The following is an 18307-nucleotide window of genomic DNA, read 5'->3' as shown; positions in this document are numbered from 1 at the left end:
AGTTGCGGTGGTGCTTCTCTTGAAGTAGTTAAACAATATATTGAAAGTCAAGAAACATCTAATTAATATCTCGTTTTCTAAGTTTAATATGCTTACATCCTCTCCTTAAAAGAAGAGGTTTTTCGCAAAAATTTGATAAATCTATAATCTTAAACTCACCCTCTTTTAAATCTTCAACCCTAAAACCAGCAAACTCTAATCTATGAAGCTTTATAACTCTGTTTCCTGTATAAGCAAACATTCTTTTTACTTGATGGTATTTACCCTCAACAATCTCTAAATGAACTAAATTTGGATTAATAATTTTTAAAAATGCTGGTTTTAAAGCTTTTTCTTCACCATTTAAAATAATAGTTCCACTTTCAAAAAGCTCTTGTTCATCACCTTTTAGTGGATTTTGTAAAGTTACTTCATAAACTTTTTTTACATCTTTTTTAGGGCTTGTTAGTTTATGATTTAACTCTCCATCATCTGTTAAAATAATAGCTCCTGTTGTATCCATATCAAGTCTTCCAATAGTTGATATTTTTGGATTTCTATTTTGCCATCTTTGTGGAAGAAGAGAATATATTAATTTTCCAGCATCATTGTGAGAGCAGATAACTTTATTTGGTTTATTCATTAAAATTGTAAGCTTTTGGCTATCAAGTTTTTCACCATTTACAAATATATCTTTATGCTCTGCTTTAATACTTGGATTAAAAACTCTTTTATTCAAAACAAAAACCTCATTTTGTTTCATAAATTTTCTAGCTTCACTTCTACTACAATAACCTAAACTTGATAAATATGCTTCAATTCTCTTCATTTTTCTTCCTTTAAATGCGGGATATTAACATAATTTTGACTAAAATTAGCAAATGGAATTACTTGATAAAAAAAATAAAATTTGGCTACTTGATGATGAGGATTATAATTTTCCAACATTAAAAGATATGAAAGATGATTTAGTTGCAATTGGAGGAAATTTTCATCCTCAAAGATTAATAAATGCATATTCAAATGGACTTTTCCCTTGGTTTATTGATGATTTAGGTTATATTCACTGGTTTTGTCCACAAAAAAGAATGGTTTTAAAACCAAATGAGATGAAAGTATCTAAAAGCCTTAAAAAATCTATCTTTAATAGAGGTTTTGAGGTAAAATCAAATACAAACTTTATTGAAGTTATACAAAATTGTTCAGATGTAAAAAGAAAACATGAAAGCGATACTTGGATTGATGAGAATTTTATAAAAGCCTATACTTTAATGCATAATTTAGATTTTGCAAACTCTATTGAAGTTTATTTAGACAAAAAACTTGTTGGTGGATTGTATGGAATTCTTATAAACAATGTTTTTTGTGGAGAGAGTATGTTTTCACTTGTAAATGATGCTTCAAAAGTTGCCTTTTATCATCTTTGCAAGTGGGCTTTAAAAAATGATATAAAACTTATAGATTGTCAAGTTTATAACCCACATTTAGCCTCACTTGGAGCTTATGAGATAAGTAGAGAGGAGTATTTAAAAATTTTAAATACTCCTATTTTTTGATTATTTTTTATGATTCATATGGTTGTGTGAATTAATTTTCCCATAAGTATCGAATATGTAAACCTTATAAAAGTTTAGACTCATATAAAAAATTATAAGTGCAGATGCAAATGGAAAAGCTACTATTTTTAAATATCTTTTAGTCTCTATTAATTTTAATCTATTTATCATAATAATAAATGCCCAAATATATCCTATATGAGTAAAAATATTGAAAATATGTACCCACTCATCTTTTCTACTAGCAAGTGGTTTCATAGTCTCAAATCCTAAACTAAAAGCTTGATTAAATCCATTTACAATATTTGAAGCATAAGAATAAAAGAAAAACTCTCCAATATGAGATAATCCACCAATTATAAATAGTGGTGCAAAAGCGTACCCTAAAGTATAAAAAGTATTTGAAAATTCAACTCTCATAATTTTTGAAGCTATAAATATTCCTACAACACTTAAAAATATTGAAATTAATACCGCATAAACAAAAGCAAAAAGTCCAATAGTATCAATTGAACCAAAATAAATTATAGTTTCGAAATATCTAGCTGTTTTAACCCAGAAAAACTCTTCAACTATTGCACTTCTTCCTAAAGAGTGGTGAAAACTCATTGTAATACTAATAGCTGCAGTTAATAAAATTAAAGCCCAAACCTCAGCTTTTGAAGTCTTAAATTTATTAAAAAGTGTATTTGATGGTTTATTGAATTTAAAAGCTACACTTTCACACTCTCTTGCACAATCCATACATAAAGTACAATCTTCCATAGAGTTTTTTTTCTCAAATGTAAATGGTTTTAAATTATAACTACAAACTTTTGCACAATCAAAAGTTCTACAGTTTTGACACTCTTGTTTATAAGTCTGTAATTTTGTAAAACCAACTTTTGAATATACTTTTGTAACAGTTCCAATTGGGCAAATATATTTACAATATGACATTTCATCATAAAGATAATAAAAAATAGATGCAATAATTGTCATAACAAAAAATAAGATTGCAGTTGCATATGGTGTTTTAAAAAATTGTGGAAACATATAATATACAAACCACCAAGCAAAAAATAGTAGTAATAATCCAATAAATGGATTTGCCAACTTATTTGGTATTTTCTTTTTCAAACCAATTTTTGTGATATATTTTCCAATAAAACCATGTGGACAAACTCCACAAAATATTCTTCCAAAAGTAGCTAAAGTTGTAACCATAAAAAATGGCCAAAACAATCCCCAAAAAAGTGCTGTTGTAAATATATTATTCTCTTTTGTAGGATGTATAAATCCAAAATAAATGGCATAAATAAATAAAAAAAGTACAGATACTTGGACTGTTCTGTGAAAAATTTTATTTTTAAATATAATCTTTAGAATTGGCATTCCAAATATATCATTTTTATCTCTTTTTATAAACTTTATCATATCTACCTTCCTTAAAATTTATAACTATATGTAAGCATTGTCATTCTAGGACTAGCTGCTTTATATGAAACTCCTGAACCTGTGTCTTTAGAAGCTTCAGAGGCGTAATATTTGTCAAATAAGTTATTTACATTTAATTGAATATTGTGAGCTTTAAACTCATACCCAATCATTAAATCTGTAATAAATTTATACCCTTCATACTTTTGTGTATTTGCATTATCCATGTAGTAACTTCCAAAAGTTCTTGTTGTAACTCTTGTTTTAAAACCATTTTGATTATAAGCTAAATATAGCGCATATTGATTTTTTGGAATTGATGGTAGATAGTTTCCATCTCTTGAAACTAAATTAGCCCATACTTTCTCATTAAATTTATCAAATTTAAATTTACTATAAGAATAAGATCCACCAACTTCTAAAGTTGATGTTAAATCATAAGACAGATTAAACTCTAAGCCTTTTTTATTAGTTTTCCCTGCATTATCATATATAGAATTACCACTTGCATCTTTTATCTGTATAATCTCATCATCTACATAGTTTTGATATAAAGCTAAATCATAAGATAGATTGTTTGTTCTTGTTTTTACTCCAACTTCATAATTTGTACTAGATGATTTTTTTAAATCACTTGTCTCATCTAGCTCACTTGTTGTTGGGGCTTGATTAGCAAATGCAACTGAAGCATAAACATTTGTAAAATCACTTATTGCATAACTAGATCCTAGTTTTGATGATAAAAGTGTAAAAGAGTTATCAATATTATACTCTCCTTGTCCAGATATATATTTACCTGTTGGATAATCATACTTAGATATTTCATTACCTTCTATATCAAATTTTAATTTATCAACTCTTGTGCTAATATCAAAACCTAAATCATCATTTATTTTAAAACTCTCCATTAAATATATACCATATAAAGTAGTTTTAGAGTCTTCAATATTTGCTAAACTACCCTTCTCATTTGATAATGTTTTACTAATTCTTCCACCAAAAGTAGAATAATCTCTATACTCATACTTCTTAGCATCTTTTGTTCTATCCATTTTTAAAGTTAATCCACCAACAAACATTGCATCTTGTTTAAATAGATTATGTGATATATTAAATTCTAAATCTGTTCCAAAAACTTTATTATCATCACTATCATTAATCAATCCTGTAACTGGATGAAAATGCTCCCAAGAGTTAAAATACAATCTTGGTTTTAATAGCAAATCTCCTATCTCTTTCTCATATTTACTACTAAATGAGAAGATTTTAGAGTCTCTAGCACTATTTTGCCAAGCATATGAGGTATTATGTTGCTCTTTGCTTCTTTTAAACTCATCAAACTCAGTTTGATTCATAGATGCTGGAAGATTTAAATTTGATTCTGTATAAGATATCTCATTCTCTATTGATGAGTAATCTTTAAATATATATCCATATTTTAAAGTTGCTTGAGTAGTATCAAACTCATTATTATCTCTCCATGAGTTATCAGTTTTTCTTTTACTAAAAGTTAATGATACAAAATTGTTCTCATCAAGTTTTTCTCTTAGTTTAATATTTACATTTCTCTGATTCTCATTTCCAACACCAAATTTTATACGATTTTTATCCTCTTCAAATACTGATTTTGTAATAAGCTGAATTACTCCACCAGTTGAATTAATTGCATTTATTGAACCAGGTCCTTTTTGAACCTCGATATTTGAAACATCTTGCATATCTATAAAATCAAATCTTGTAAATGAATCTGGATCTGTCATAGGAATTCCATCTTTCATAACCATTATCTCTCTTACACCAAATCTAGCTTTTAGACCTGCACCTCTAATAATTAATTTTGGACTAGGGCTATTTGAAGTTGATTCTGCTATTACTCCAGGAATTGTTTGTAGTGCATCTTGAACATTTAAGATATTTTTATCCTCTATTGTTTTTTCATCAACAACAGCAATACTTTCGCTAATATATTTTGTAGCTTTTTCATATTTTGTAGCTGTTACAGAAACTGTATCTAAAGATATTCTATCTTGGGCAACTATATTTGAATGCAAAAGAAGACATGCAAATATTGAGTATTTTAATCTCATAAATTCTATCCTTTATAAAAATTTATGAGATTATTTCGAAGCTTTGTTAATTTACTGTTAAAACTTCTAAATATTAGATTTTATTTTTAGACTATACAGAAAAAGCTTTCTGATTATTAATAAAAATTTATACAAAAATCTACTAAAAAAGTTGTCATACTTAAATAAAAAGTGCATTTTCCCTATAAAAGTATCTTTTTTTACAATACTATTTATAAATTTTAATGCCATATCTGCTTGATAAAAGTTATCTTTATAAACAACTATAAATCCCTTGTTTATATCTAATTTTGTAAAATCTAATTCATCTTTATGCTCTCTAGCATTTTTTAAAACTAAAAGATAACCATCTTTTAGTTTTAAGTAGTTTACATAAGAGTTACAAAATGGGCACTCTTTATCAAAATAAATCTCTATTTTCTCTTTTTTATTTTCATTAATCATAAAAAAAATATTATCTAAATATCAATTTATAACTCTTTATTAGTTATACTTTTACAAAAATTTAAAAGGTTAAAATATGCAATATATAGAAGTTTCAAATAAAAGTGTAGATGAAGTTGTAGAGAGTTTAAAACAAATAGCACCAAAATATAGTTTTGGAGTTCAACATGTACACAATATTAAAGCCACACTAAATTCAAAAGGAAAAGAGCTAAATGAGGATTGTCAAGTAGTTGATATTTGTAATCCAAACTATGCAGAAAAGTTTTTAAATGGTGATATTACAATAGCTTGTATACTGCCTTGTAAAATTGCTGTTTATACAAAAGATGGTAAAACAAATATATCTTTAAACTCTTTTACTCAATTAATAGATGATGTAAATCCAGACTTTATAGAAATTGCTTTAGAGGCTCAAAATGAGCTTTTAAAAATTATTGATGAAGCAAAATAGTGATAACATCAGTTGAAATAGACTCAATTACAAGTATGATTCAACTATCAGTTGCACCTGTTTTTTTGCTTGCAGGTGTTGCTGGAATTTTGAATCTATTTTCTACAAGACTTATTAGAATTATAGATAAAGTCGATAGACTTGATAAATTTGAACAAGAACAAAAATCTTTAAATAATATGAGCAATGATTTAAAAAATATGATTAAAGCTAGAAGAGATTTTTTAACAATGAGGATGAATAACACAAATTTAGCTATATTTTTTGGAACAACAACTGGACTTTTGATTGCACTTGTAATTATTACAATATTTTTAAGCTCATTTTTTCATTTTGAATATACTATTTTTATAGCTATTTTATTCATTTTAGCAATGTGTTCTTTGGTTATATCTTTGATTCTATTCCTAAAAGAGCTGTTTTATACAACAAAATTTATAAATAACAAAGAGAGCTATATTCCATAAAATGAGAAAAAATGACAATAGATAAAGAAATTTTAAAACTAATTACTTTTAATGATAAATTAAATCAGACACAACTTGATATTTTACAAATATCAAATGATAATATAAATTATAAAGATATTATATTCTCAAAAGAGATTTCAAAAAATGATTTCAATTTACTTATGCTTTTAAAAGGGATTAAATCACTTGAAGCACAAAATCAAATAGTTGAAAATTATCATAAAATTTTAGAATATAACAAGATAAAAGCAACAATTTATAAAAATGAAAAAACAAATCAAAATTTTAATTTAACAATTTATTGTGATGGAGCTTGTTCTGGAAATCCTGGATTTGCTGGAAGTGGATTGGCAATTTATAAAAACAATAAAAAACCAGTTTTACTATATGGAGCATTTGTTGAAAATGGAACAAACAATATAGCTGAACTAAATGCTTTATTAAAAGCACTTCAAATAGCTTCACAAAATATTAGTGAAGAAAAAATTATAATTTTTTCAGATTCTAAATACTCAATTGATTGTATAAAAACTTGGGCATACTCTTGGAAAAAAAATGGCTGGAGCAAAAAAGGTGGCGAGATAAAAAATCTTGAACTTATAAAAGAGGCTCACTTTTTATATGAAGATATTAAAAACAGTATTGAATTAAATCATGTAAAGGGTCATAGTGGAGTTGAGGGAAATGAACTTGCTGATAGAATGGCTGTAAACGCTATTTTAGAAAAAACTATTGATTTTAAAGAGTTTGAATATACAAATATAGAAGATGTGCTAAAACTAAAATCTTATTAACTTATTTAGCTCTAAAGAGTTTTTAGATAAACTCTTTTTTATTTTTTAGGAAAAACACTCTTTATATGGCACTAATCGACTTACAAAACATTTCAAAGCAGTATGACACAAAAGTTATTTTAAAAGATGCAAACTTTACCCTTCAATCTGGACAAAGAGTTGCTGTTATTGGTCAAAATGGACAAGGAAAATCAACTCTATTTAAAATTATTATGAGATTAGTTGAACCTGATAGTGGTGAAATCTCTATTGATAGATCTGTAAAAATAGAGATGCTAGACCAACAACCAAAATTCAAAGCAAATTTGAGTGTAAGAGATGCTATTGAAAATCAATTAGTTGAACTTAAAAGTGCAAAATTAGAGTATGAAAAAATCACAAATGAGCTAATGACAAACTATGAAGATGAAAATCTACTAAGAAGACAGAGTGATTTAGCATCTTTTTTAGAGTTTCATAATGCTTGGGATTTAGACAATATGATTGAGAGAGTTTTAGTTGAATTTCAATTAAAACAGTATGAGTTTAAAGATGTAAATTTACTAAGTGGTGGAGAGCAGCGTCGTGTTAGTTTAGCTGGTTTGATTTTAAAAAAACCAGATATTTTACTTTTAGATGAGCCTACAAACCACCTTGATGTTTATATGGTTGAGTTTTTAGAAGAGTTACTTTTAAAAAACAACTTTACCCTACTTTTTATATCTCATGATAGATATTTTATTGATAATATTGCTACAAATGTTATTGAAGTTGATGGTGGAGAACTAAGAAGATTCAATGGTGGATACTCATCATACTTAGAACAAAAAGCACAAATTTTATCAAATATGCAAAAAGAGCATGAAAACTTACTTAGACTTGTAAAACAAGAAGCTCACTGGATGCAACACGGAGTAACTGCACGAAGAAAAAGAAATGAAAGAAGAAAAGCTGAATATTTTGATTTAAAACAAAAAGCAAAATCAAATCCAGCAGCAATAAAAAAGATGAGCATAGAGCTTCAAAGAGAGCAAAAATCTTTTAATAGTGAAGAGAAACAACAAAATAAGAAAAAAATGCTTTATGAGCTTGATAATATTTATAAAACATTGGGTGATAAAGAGCTAATCAAAGATTTTACAACAAGAATTTTACAAAAAGATACTATTGCAATTGTTGGTCCAAATGGAAGTGGAAAATCAACACTTCTTAAAATTTTTATGGAAAAAATGAAAATTGATAAAGGAAGTTTTAAAAAAGGGGATTTTCAAATAGCATACTTTGATCAACAACGAGAGATGCTTGATGATGATAAAACTATTTTAGAGATTTTTTGTCCAAATGGTGGAGATAGAGTTGTTTTAGATGATGGAAGAAATATGCATGTTTTTGGATACTTAAAAAACTTTCTTTTTCCAAAAGAGTATTTAGATAAAAAAGTTGGTGTTTTAAGTGGTGGAGAGAAAAATAGAGTTGCACTTGCCCTACTTTTTACAAAAAGAGTTGATTGTATGATTTTGGATGAACCTACAAATGACTTAGATATTCCAACAATTAATATTTTAGAAGAGTACTTACAAAACTTTCAAGGTGCTTTAATATTTGTATCTCATGATAGATATTTTGTAGATAAAATTGCTAAAAAACTATTTGTATTTACTGGAAATGGTCATATTATGGAGAGTTTCCAACCATATAGTGAATATTTACAAATAGAAAAAGAGTTAAAAGAGCTGGATAATTTAGAAGTTGAAATACAAAAAGAGAAAACATCTGTAAAAGTTATAAACGAACCTAAAAAACAGACAAAATTATCATATAAAGATCAAAGAGAGTATGATAGTTTACCAAATGAGCTTGAAGAGCTTGAAGCTAAAATAGAAGAGTTAAACAGCTGTTTAGCAGACCCAAAATGTTATGAAAAAATTGGAATTGTAGCACTTTCAAAAGAGCTTGAAGAGAAAAAAGCTATTTATGAAGAGAAAGTTGAGAGATTTTTAACTCTTGAAGAGCTAGTTGAGAGTTTTAATTCTTAAAAAAGTATAATTCAATAAATTTTAAAATCTAAAAGGAGCAAAAGTGAGTTTAAAAGAGAAATTAAATGAAGATTTAAAACAAGCAATGAGAGATAAAGAGGTTGTAAAAAGAGACTCTATACGAGCCATAAATACAATGATTAAACAAGTTGAAGTTGATGAAAGAAGAGTTTTAGATGATGCTGAAGTTATAAAACTAATTCAAAGAGGAATAAAACAAAGAGAAGAGGCAATTTCTCAATATAGCGCTGCTTCAAGAGATGATTTAGTTCAAAAAGAGCAAGAACAAGTTGATGTTTTTATGCTTTATCTTCCTAAACAATTAAGTGATGTTGAACTTGAAAATGGAATGAAAGAGATAATAAGTGAAGTTGGAGCAACTAGCTTAAAAGATATGGGTAAAGTTATGGGAGCTGCTTCTAAAAAGTTTGCTGGTGTTGCGGATGGAAAAAGAATAAATGAGATGGTGAAAAAACTTTTAGCATAGTATTTTACTTAAGATAAATTTTATTTCATTTAGCTAAAATTGTTACTTAATTGTAGGAGAAAACATGGAGAAACCTAAAAAAGAGTATTTTACTATAACAATTAATTATGAAAGAGGTATTCATCAACTAAGAGTGCCACAAAAACCTCTTTTTTATACATTAATTTCATTGGTATCAATATTTTTAATATCTTTAATAACAACTTTTTTTCTAAATTACTCTTTAAACAAAATAGATAAAGAGAAGATTAATTTAGAGTATGAGTTATTAGAAACACAAAAAGTAAATGAAGAGCTAAGCTCTCTTGTAAGTCAAACTCAATCTGAACTACTTGAAAAAAATGAAGAGATATCAGAAGCTGCTAGTTACTTATCAAAAATAGAGAACTTAATAGGTCTTTCAACTACAGAAGAAGAGAGCTCTTTGAAAAAAAGAGTTGATATAGCAAAACTAGATTCTGAACAAAGAGCAACTATTTTACAACTAGTTCCAAATGGTTATCCAATTGAATATAAAGGGGTTACAAGTCCTTATGGATATAGACAACATCCAATTTTAGATAAAAAATTATTTCATATGGGTGTTGATTTAAGAGCCTCTATGGGAACACCTGTTTATGCAACTGCCGATGGAGTTGTTAAAAAATCATCTTATGATAAATTTAATGGTAATTTAATAGTTCTTCAACATATTTATGGATTTCAAACTTATTACTCACATTTAAACAAGAATGTGGTAAAATCTGGCGACTTTGTTAAAAAAGGGGATTTGATAGCTTACTCTGGAAATACAGGGCGAAGCAGTGGTCCTCATTTACATTATGAGGTTCGTTTTTTAACAAAGACTTTAGATCCTGTAACATTTGCGAAATGGGATATAAAAAACTATACAGAAATTTTTGAAAAGGAAACTGATATATCATGGCATTCTTTAATAACAGCGATAAGCAACTTACGAGTTCAGGAGCCGACTCCTCAACTACAATTATCACTTCAGGAACTAAAATAACAGGTGATATAAGACTATCTTGTAATCTATACATTGATGGTTTTTTTGAAGGAAATATCTACTCTCAAAAAGAGATAAATATTGGTGTAAATGGTCAAGTAAAAGGTGAAATAAATGCTCATAGAGTTGTAGTTCAAGGTTTAGCAGAAGGTATGATTAATGCTACTAAAGTAGATATTAAACCTGAAGGTAAAGTAAAAGGAACTGTAGAATCTGAAGAGTTCATTATTGAAGCTAAAGGTATTTTTGAAGGTAATAGCCTTATTAAAAAGAGCGATAAAGAAGAAAATAGTTTAAAAGACGAATCAAAGTCTAAGAATATCTTTGATAAAAAAGATTCAAGTGTAGCAACTGAAGCTACTATTGAAAAAGATAAAAAATAGTAAATATTCTCAAGCTAAATATAGCTTGAGTTTTATTAATTAACTTATTTTAAAGAGTTTTTAAACTCAACTAACTCATCTTTTATACTAGATACTCTCATAAAATGCTCACCTATTAAAAACGCATCAGCACCAATACCATGAAGCCTTTTTATAACATCTTTGTTTGATACACCTGATTCTGCAACTATAATTTTTTCTTTTGGAATAATTGGTATTAACTCATCACATAAATTCATATCCATCTCAAATGTTTTTAAATTTCTATGATTTATTCCAATTATGTTAGCTTCACTATTTAAAGCCTTCTTCAAATCCTCTTTATCATGAATCTCTACTAAAACTTCTAAATCTAAACTTCTTGCATAATTATATAAATCATTTAACTCTTTTTGTTCTAAAGATTTAGCAATTAATAAAATAAAATCAGCTCCATATATTAAAGCTTCTGCTATTTGATATTTTGTAAGAATAAAATCTTTTCTTAAAAGTGGAATATTTGTAACTTTTTTTATCTCTTTTAAATACTCTAAATTACCTAGAAAAAAGTGTGGTTCTGTTAATACAGATATTGCATTTGCACCAAATTCATTATACTCTTTTGCTATAGTCAAATGATTGAAATCATCTTTTATAACACCTTTGCTTGGACTTGCTTTTTTAACTTCAGCAATTATTCTAATAGGTTCATCTTTTGTTGATTTTAAAAACTTTTTTACATCTTTTGTAGGAAACTTACCATCTTTAATAATATTTTCAAGCTCCTCAAAAGAGATATCTTTCTCTCTTTTTCTTACATCCTCTAAAGTTTGTTGATTTATTTTATCTAATATCATTCTTTGTACACTCCTTAATTTTTTCATAATGTAGTTTTACCTCTTTATCATCAAGACCAACTTTTTCAATTACAATCTTTATTAACTCAAGAGCTTTTTTACAATTTTTAATTTTATACTCACCCCAAGCTAAAGTATCAATATAAGCATAATTTTCAGGATCTTGAGATAAAGCATCTTTTACAAGAGCTATACCTTTTAAATAATCTTTATCATTGTCAATTAAAATATATGCTAAATAGTTTTGATATAGTGCTCTTGAAGAAGTTTCAACAACCTCTTCAAGCATAAATATAATATCTTCTAGCTCTTTATTATTTAAATTATTATCTTCTAAAGCAATTTCATATCTAAACATAGCTTGATATGCCAAAAAATCATCTATTTGATTTATATCATATAGTTTTGAGGCTAATTTCAAACCATTTTTTTTATCACCTTTTGATATATATAGATTTAATAAAAAATCATCTTCAATACCGTTTGTTACTAAAAAATCTATAATTTTATCTTCAGTTTTAAATCGTTCGAAAATAAGATTTATAAGCTCTTGTTTTTCATAAAATAGATTATTTTCTAAATAAAATTTATAACTATCTTTTAGTAGATTATTAACCTTCTCATCATCTTTTAATGTATCAAAAAATAGAAGTGCTTGTAACACTAAAAGATAGTTATAGTTTTTATCTTTAATTGCTATTTGCAATCTATTAATTGCTTTATCTTTTTGATTAAACTTAAAAAACTCTATTCCACTTAGAGCATGAATAGAACTAGCACTATTTGAATATTTATTTGCTTTTAAATATGATTCATAAGAGTTTTTAAAATCCTCTTTTACTAGATATATATTTCCTAAAAGCTCATAATTATTTGAGTTTTTATATTTTTTAACTAAAATTAAACCATATTTTAAAGCATTTTCAAAATCTTTTTGATTTAAAAGTGCAAAACTATAGAGCCTTAAAATCTCCTCTTCATCTTTTATATTATCAAAATAGTATTTTTGACTATTTTCAATAATAGATTTATAATCATTCATAAGCAATGAAACTCTTAAATAGTTTACTAAATATATTGAATTATTAGTCTTAAAAAAAAGATTTAAATATATCTCTCTAGCCTCTTCATAACTATTTTGTGCCTCTAAATCATAAGCACTTAATATAAAAAAATCTTCTAAATAATATTTTTTTATATCTATTTTTTTATAATTTTTATCAATATTCTCTTTGGAAAAGTTATCCTCATTTTTAATATTTTTATCTCTATTTTCAATACTAAAAATATCTTTTGTACAAGAGCCTAAAAAAAATAGAATAGCAATAACAGTTATAAATCTAATATACCTATACACTCTTTTTTAAGCTCCTCTTTATTTGTTTTAAAATAGTCCCAAAAAGGAAATGTTCTACACTGATTTGGTCTAAATTCATATATGCTACACATTTTATTAGTGTTATCAAAAAAACAACAAGAATAAACATTTGGTTCTAATTCTATCTCTTTTAAACTATATTTATACCCTACTTTATATAAATACTTTTTACTAAACTCATCAATAGTAAGATTCAAATGTTTACTAAGTCGCTCTATTTCAACAATATTTATCCAAATATAACCACTATCTCCTGTGCAACACTTTCCACCACAACTCTCACAAGCTTTTGGATTAAATGAAAAACTATATCCATCTTTTTTTAGCAAATTACTCAATACTAGCCTTTATACTATGAGTATTTATATTTTTATATATTTTTTTAATCTCATTTTTAAATGTTGAATCTTTTTTAAAAACTATTAAAGCAGGTAAAACTTTAAGCAGTGATTTTGAATCTTTTTTTGCAAATATTAAAACCAAATTAGCATCACTATCTTTTTTGGGATAAACAAACTGTATTGACTCAATATTTAATCTATACTCATTTAAATAAATAATAATCTGTGATAACTGTTTAGCATCATAACAAAAAAATAGTTTTCCATTTGGTTTTAATATTTTTGATGATTTTTCTATAAAATTTTTTAGTGGCATTGATGAGTTATATCTTGCTATTTTTAGATTTTCATTTTCACTTTTTATAACATCTGAGTGATAAAATGGTGGATTTGAAACTAAATAATCAAACTTTATAGGAAAATCAATATCAAAAAAAGATCCACAAAACATATTTGAATCAATTTTATTTGTAGAGCTATTTTTATTTGAAAAAAACTGAAAAATCTCTTGAATTTCAACTTGATTTAGTCTAAGTTTTGAAAATTTTTTTGCTACAAGTAGTCCTAATATTCCACTTCCACTTCCAATATCTAAAAGCTCTCCACTTATATTTTTATATTTTTCTAAATTTTTACATATGAAGTTAAATAAAAAATGCGTATCACTATTATAGCAATAACCATTTATAGGTTGATAGAGTAACAAAAACTAATCCTTATTTTTTAAAATTTCAATTATATCCAAACTTTTTATATATTTACTTTTAATAAAATAAGCTTGACTTTGGTATTATTCTTGTAAAAATTATAAAGTTTATAAATTTTTATTATATTTTATAAAGGAAAAATATGTCAAATTTTGAAGCTCCTTTAAATACCCCTGTTTGGGTTGATGAAAGTAGATGTAAGGCTTGCGATAGATGTGTTTCTGTTTGTCCAGCTGGAGTTCTTGCAATGAGACAAGAGATTCACTCAACACTTGGTGCTATGGCTACTGTTGTAAATCCTGAATCTTGTATTGGTTGTAGCGACTGTGAATTATCTTGTCCTGATTTTGCTATTTTTGTAGCAGATAAAAAAGAGTTTAAATTCTCAAAATTGACTCCAGAATCAAAGCAGAGACAAGAGAGAATTATAAAAAATAATTATAAATTATTAGATGAAGATAAAAAGGTTTAATTATGGCAAGAGAGTTAATATCAACTGGAAATGAGTTAGCAGCACTAGCAGCTATTGATTCAAAGTGTGAATTTTTTGGTGGTTATCCCATTACTCCTTCAAGTGAAGTAATGCATGTTTTATCTTCTAAACTACCTGCAAATGGTGGAGTTTGTATGCAAATGGAAGATGAGATTTCTGGAATTTGTACAGCTCTAGGTGCAGCTATGAGTGGAAAAAGAAGTTTAACTGCAACTTCAGGTCCTGGAATTTCACTAAAAGCTGAAAATTTAGGGCTTGGATATATTGCTGAAGTTCCACTTGTAGTTATAAATGTAATGAGAGGTGGACCTTCGACTGGTCTTCCTACAAGAGTTTCTCAAGGTGACCTTTTACAAGCAAAAAATCCAACTCATGGAGATGTAAAATCTATTACATTAATGCCTGGAAATTTAAGTGAATGTTACACAGAAGTAGTACGTGCTTTTAATCTAGCAGATAGATTTATGCAACCTGTTTTTGTTTTACTTGATGAGACAATTGGGCATATGGCTGGTAAGGCTATAATTCCTGATTTAAATGAGGTAGAAAAAAATAGAGTTTATAGAAAAAGATTTGATGGAGATAAAAAAGATTATCTTCCTTATGGTGTAAAAGATGATGAACCAGCTGTTTTAAATCCAATGTTTGAAGGATATAGATATCACTTTACTGGGCTTCACCATGGACCAACAGGTCATCCAACAGAAGATGCTGTTGTTTGTGATGCTTTAATGAATAGACTGTTTAAAAAAGTTGAAAATCATACAGATGAGTTAGAATCAAATGAAGAGTATATGTTAGATGATGCAGAAATTTTAATCATTGCTTATGGTTCTGTTTCACTTGGTGCTAAAGAGGCTGTAAACAGATTAAGAAAAGAGGGAATAAAAGCTGGAATGTTTAGACCAAGAACAGTTTGGCCAAGTCCTGAAAAAAGATTAAATGAACTTGTAAACAGATTTGAAAAAGTATTAGTTGCAGAGCTTAATATGGGACAATATACTCAAGAGGTGCAAAGAGTTAGTGGAAGAAGAGATTTTGATACACTTTTAAAAGCAAATGGAAGACCTCTATCACCTATTGAAATAATAGAAAAAGTAAAAGGAATGTAATATGGCTTTTAACTATGATGAATATTTAAGAACAGATAAAATGCCAACGCTTTGGTGTTGGGGATGTGGAGATGGAGTTATATTAAAAGCTTTAATAAGAGCAATTGATAAACTTGGATGGAATATGGATGATGTTTGTGTAGTTTCTGGAATTGGATGTTCTGGAAGATTTAGCTCATACATCAACTGTAATACTGTTCACACAACTCACGGAAGAACTCTTCCTTATGCAACTGGAATTAAAATGGTAAATCCAGATAAAAAAGTAATTGTTGTTGGTGGAGACGGTGATGGTCTTGCAATTGGTGGAAATCATACAATTCATGCAGCTAGAAGAAATATTGATTTAACTTATATTGTTATAAATAACTTTATTTATGGTCTTACAAACTCTCAAACAAGTCCAACTACCCCAAAAGGAATGTGGACAGCAACAATGGAAAGAGGTAATATTGATCCAACTTTTGATGCTTGTAAGTTAGTTGAAGCAGCAGGAGCATCTTTTGTAGCAAGAGAGACAATGATTGATCCTAAAAAATTAGAAAAAAGTTTGGTAAAAGCACTTGAACACAAAGGTTTCTCATTTGTAGAGGTATTTTCAAACTGCCATGTAAATTTAGGAAGAAAAAATAAAATGGCAAGTGCAACTGCAAATCTAGAGTGGATAGACTCTATCTCTTTAGCAAAAACAAAATTTGAAATGCTTGAAGATGATCAAAAAATTGGAAAATTCCCAACAGGAGTTTTAAAACAAGATGAGAATGCAGTAGAGTATTGTGAAGCTTATAAAAAAGTTCAAGAGGCTCACAAAAATAAAACTATGGTTGAGTTGTAAGGAGCTAAAATGTCACAAAATCGAACTTTAATGAGATTTACAGGAGTTGGTGGACAAGGAGTTTTACTTGCTGGTGAAATTTTTGCAACTGCTAAAATAAATAACGGCGGATATGGTTTAAAAACTGCTACTTATACATCACAAGTAAGAGGTGGTCCAACTGTTGTTGATATTACTTTGCAAGATGAAGAGATTATTTATCCATATGCAAATGATGGTGAAATTGATTTTATGCTTTCAGTTGCACAAATATCTTTTAATCAGTTTAAAAAAGGTGTTAAGGATGGTGCAACAATTGTAATTGAACCAAACTTAGTAAAACCAAGTGATGAAGATAGAAAAAGATGGAATATTATTGAAATTCCAATTATTACAATTGCAAAAGATGAAGTTGGAAATGTTATTACTCAATCAATTTTAGCATTAGCAATTGCAAACTATTTTACAAACGAAACAATTCCAAAAGAGGTTTTAAGAGAGGCTATGCTTTCAAAAGTTCCTGCAAAACTACATGATATGAATAATAAAGCTTATGATTTAGGTTATAAATATGCTAAAGAGGCTGATAATAGAAGCAAGTAGATTAAAATCTGCTTGTTTTACTCTCAAAATATAATATAAAAATATAATTTTTAATAGGTAGATTTGTAAGCCGTGTTATGTATTTGACAATAATTTATCTAGAAGCCAAATCACTTTAGCTTTCCTGCGAAGACCAAAAATGTGAAGCTTATACCAGGTCTTCTTGCTACAAGTTGGGTTTACATAGCTGTTAAGATTGCTCAAAACACTGGTAGGCTCTTACCCTACCCTTTCACCATCACCAATAAATTGGCTGTCTTCTCTCTGTTGCACTATCCCTTAGATTACTCTAGCCATCCGTTAGATGGAACCTTGCTTCACTGTAGCACGGACTTTCCTCTTGAATTCAAGCTATTGTCTAATCTACCTAAGAGATAATTATATCTATTTTCTAATTAAATCATACCCTAAAGGAATATTAAATATAAATTTATTATCAGAAATTTGACCATCTAAAACAGTATTAATAAACTTTATTTCAACACTGTTTTCAATCTCATCTTTATACAAAATCTTATCTATTTTTCCATTTTTTAAAACTATTTTATACTCTGTATTATCTATTTTAGAACTATATATATTTTCATCTATTTTTTTAGCCTCATTTAACATCTTTAACATATCTATCTCTTTATCTAACTTTGTAATAATAGCTTGCTCTAAATCAGGTTCATTTATTATAACTTCACTACCATTTACAAATACATCTTTTCTAACTGGTTCTTGATAGCTCCATAAAATTTTTCCACTATTTTTTATAAATAACTCACCTTTATAATCAATTTTTGTATTACTACTTGAAGTAATAGTTTGTATGAATTTTGATTGAAGAGTTTTTAAGTTTTGAAACTCTTTTATTGATGCTTGTAGAAAGATTGTTGATAATAATAGCAATAAAGTAACTCTATAAAACATTTTTTAACCTTTTT

At 27.3% G+C, this 18307-nt stretch carries 21 protein-coding genes and 1 other RNA gene; 12 read left to right on the top strand and 10 right to left on the bottom strand.

All coding sequences use genetic code 11. The annotated features are described in order from the left end of the window. Positions 1 to 58: 58 nt before the first annotated feature. Positions 59 to 808, bottom strand: a complete 750-nt coding sequence (locus WC168_RS01710; RefSeq protein ID WP_372617188.1) for a pseudouridine synthase — start codon at positions 806 to 808, stop codon at positions 59 to 61. 52 nt (positions 809 to 860) lie between these two features. Here WC168_RS01710 and aat point away from each other — a divergent pair, with 52 nt between their 5' ends. Further along, on the top strand, positions 861 to 1535 hold the full coding sequence (aat, locus tag WC168_RS01705; protein WP_372617186.1) for a leucyl/phenylalanyl-tRNA--protein transferase: 675 nt from the start codon (positions 861 to 863) through the stop codon (positions 1533 to 1535). Here the strand turns inward: aat and WC168_RS01700 are convergent, their stop codons facing one another. The 3 genes from WC168_RS01700 to WC168_RS01690 form a co-directional block, all read right to left on the bottom strand. Further along, positions 1536 to 2951 carry a 4Fe-4S binding protein gene (locus WC168_RS01700; protein WP_372617184.1) on the bottom strand — a complete coding sequence of 472 codons (1416 nt, stop codon included), beginning with the start codon at positions 2949 to 2951 and terminating at the stop codon, positions 1536 to 1538. A gap of 11 nt (positions 2952 to 2962) precedes the next feature. Then, positions 2963 to 5038, bottom strand: a complete 2076-nt coding sequence (locus WC168_RS01695) for a TonB-dependent receptor (protein ID WP_372617182.1) — start codon at positions 5036 to 5038, stop codon at positions 2963 to 2965. Positions 5039 to 5104: 66 nt separating this feature from the next. Next, positions 5105 to 5482 carry a hypothetical protein gene (locus tag WC168_RS01690; RefSeq protein WP_066350872.1) on the bottom strand — a complete coding sequence of 126 codons (378 nt, stop codon included), beginning with the start codon at positions 5480 to 5482 and terminating at the stop codon, positions 5105 to 5107. 76 nt (positions 5483 to 5558) lie between these two features. On the opposite strand from WC168_RS01690, the gene WC168_RS01685 reads away from it, so the two are divergent. The 7 genes from WC168_RS01685 (at position 5559) to WC168_RS01655 (ending at position 11094) form a co-directional block, all read left to right on the top strand. Beyond that, the gene (locus WC168_RS01685; RefSeq protein ID WP_109158398.1) at positions 5559 to 5936 is read left to right on the top strand and encodes a DUF302 domain-containing protein; all 378 of its coding nucleotides are present in this window, start codon (positions 5559 to 5561) and stop codon (positions 5934 to 5936) included. Further along, the gene (locus tag WC168_RS01680; RefSeq protein WP_066161496.1) at positions 5936 to 6403 is read left to right on the top strand and encodes a DUF2721 domain-containing protein; all 468 of its coding nucleotides are present in this window, start codon (positions 5936 to 5938) and stop codon (positions 6401 to 6403) included. The genes WC168_RS01685 and WC168_RS01680 overlap by 1 nt, the downstream gene beginning before the upstream one ends. An 11-nt stretch (positions 6404 to 6414) precedes the next feature. Next, positions 6415 to 7200: a ribonuclease H gene (locus tag WC168_RS01675; protein ID WP_372617179.1), complete on the top strand. Its 786-nt coding sequence runs from the start codon at positions 6415 to 6417 to the stop codon at positions 7198 to 7200. Positions 7201 to 7265: 65 nt separating this feature from the next. Further along, positions 7266 to 9215: a ribosomal protection-like ABC-F family protein gene (gene abc-f / locus WC168_RS01670; protein ID WP_372617177.1), complete on the top strand. Its 1950-nt coding sequence runs from the start codon at positions 7266 to 7268 to the stop codon at positions 9213 to 9215. Between the two features lie 43 nt (positions 9216 to 9258). Next, positions 9259 to 9702, top strand: coding sequence for a GatB/YqeY domain-containing protein (locus WC168_RS01665; protein ID WP_066161499.1), 444 nt, complete (start codon positions 9259 to 9261; stop codon positions 9700 to 9702). Positions 9703 to 9766: 64 nt separating this feature from the next. After that, a complete protein-coding gene (locus WC168_RS01660) occupies positions 9767 to 10711 on the top strand; it encodes a M23 family metallopeptidase (RefSeq protein ID WP_372617174.1) in 945 nt (314 codons plus the stop codon). Continuing rightward, positions 10624 to 11094, top strand: a complete 471-nt coding sequence (locus WC168_RS01655; RefSeq protein WP_082946376.1) for a polymer-forming cytoskeletal protein — start codon at positions 10624 to 10626, stop codon at positions 11092 to 11094. Before WC168_RS01660 ends, WC168_RS01655 begins: the two co-directional genes overlap by 88 nt. Before the next feature lie 44 nt (positions 11095 to 11138). Here WC168_RS01655 and trpC read toward each other — a convergent pair whose 3' ends face one another. The 4 genes from trpC to WC168_RS01635 are packed head-to-tail and all read right to left on the bottom strand — an operon-like array spanning position 11139 to position 14355. Then, on the bottom strand, positions 11139 to 11930 hold the full coding sequence (trpC, locus tag WC168_RS01650) for an indole-3-glycerol phosphate synthase TrpC (protein WP_066407534.1): 792 nt from the start codon (positions 11928 to 11930) through the stop codon (positions 11139 to 11141). Next, positions 11917 to 13287 (bottom strand): hypothetical protein, encoded by a 1371-nt coding sequence (locus WC168_RS01645; protein WP_372617172.1) that lies wholly within the window; start codon positions 13285 to 13287, stop codon positions 11917 to 11919. Before WC168_RS01645 ends, trpC begins: the two co-directional genes overlap by 14 nt. Further along, positions 13263 to 13646, bottom strand: a complete 384-nt coding sequence (locus tag WC168_RS01640; RefSeq protein ID WP_066161503.1) for a YkgJ family cysteine cluster protein — start codon at positions 13644 to 13646, stop codon at positions 13263 to 13265. Before WC168_RS01640 ends, WC168_RS01645 begins: the two co-directional genes overlap by 25 nt. Then, positions 13639 to 14355 carry a tRNA1(Val) (adenine(37)-N6)-methyltransferase gene (locus WC168_RS01635; protein WP_066350894.1) on the bottom strand — a complete coding sequence of 239 codons (717 nt, stop codon included), beginning with the start codon at positions 14353 to 14355 and terminating at the stop codon, positions 13639 to 13641. The genes WC168_RS01640 and WC168_RS01635 overlap by 8 nt, the downstream gene beginning before the upstream one ends. Before the next feature lie 143 nt (positions 14356 to 14498). On the opposite strand from WC168_RS01635, the gene WC168_RS01630 reads away from it, so the two are divergent. Genes WC168_RS01630 through WC168_RS01615 form a run of 4 tightly spaced genes read left to right on the top strand, consistent with a single transcriptional unit; the run spans position 14499 to position 17378 of the window. Next, positions 14499 to 14828, top strand: a complete 330-nt coding sequence (locus WC168_RS01630; protein WP_066161505.1) for a 4Fe-4S binding protein — start codon at positions 14499 to 14501, stop codon at positions 14826 to 14828. 2 nt (positions 14829 to 14830) lie between these two features. After that, on the top strand, positions 14831 to 15961 hold the full coding sequence (locus WC168_RS01625) for a 2-oxoglutarate synthase subunit alpha (protein WP_372617169.1): 1131 nt from the start codon (positions 14831 to 14833) through the stop codon (positions 15959 to 15961). A 1-nt stretch (position 15962) separates the two neighbouring features. Continuing rightward, positions 15963 to 16796 carry a 2-oxoglutarate ferredoxin oxidoreductase subunit beta gene (locus tag WC168_RS01620; RefSeq protein ID WP_372617167.1) on the top strand — a complete coding sequence of 278 codons (834 nt, stop codon included), beginning with the start codon at positions 15963 to 15965 and terminating at the stop codon, positions 16794 to 16796. Between the two features lie 9 nt (positions 16797 to 16805). After that, positions 16806 to 17378, top strand: coding sequence for a 2-oxoacid:acceptor oxidoreductase family protein (locus WC168_RS01615; RefSeq protein WP_066161508.1), 573 nt, complete (start codon positions 16806 to 16808; stop codon positions 17376 to 17378). 50 nt (positions 17379 to 17428) lie between these two features. Here WC168_RS01615 and rnpB read toward each other — a convergent pair. Beyond that, an RNA gene (gene rnpB / locus WC168_RS01610) (RNase P RNA component class A) lies at positions 17429 to 17748 on the bottom strand. 14 nt (positions 17749 to 17762) lie between these two features. Further along, entirely contained in the window at positions 17763 to 18293 is a 531-nt protein-coding gene (gene lolA, locus WC168_RS01605) for a LolA-like outer membrane lipoprotein chaperone (RefSeq protein WP_372617164.1), read from the bottom strand. Positions 18294 to 18307: the final 14 nt, after the last annotated feature.

It is taken from the genome of Aliarcobacter sp. (assembly GCF_041672065.1).
Classification (GTDB): domain Bacteria; phylum Campylobacterota; class Campylobacteria; order Campylobacterales; family Arcobacteraceae; genus Aliarcobacter; species Aliarcobacter skirrowii.
Note: the sequence above shows the minus strand (reverse complement) of the source record. Positions and strands in the feature narration are given on the sequence as shown.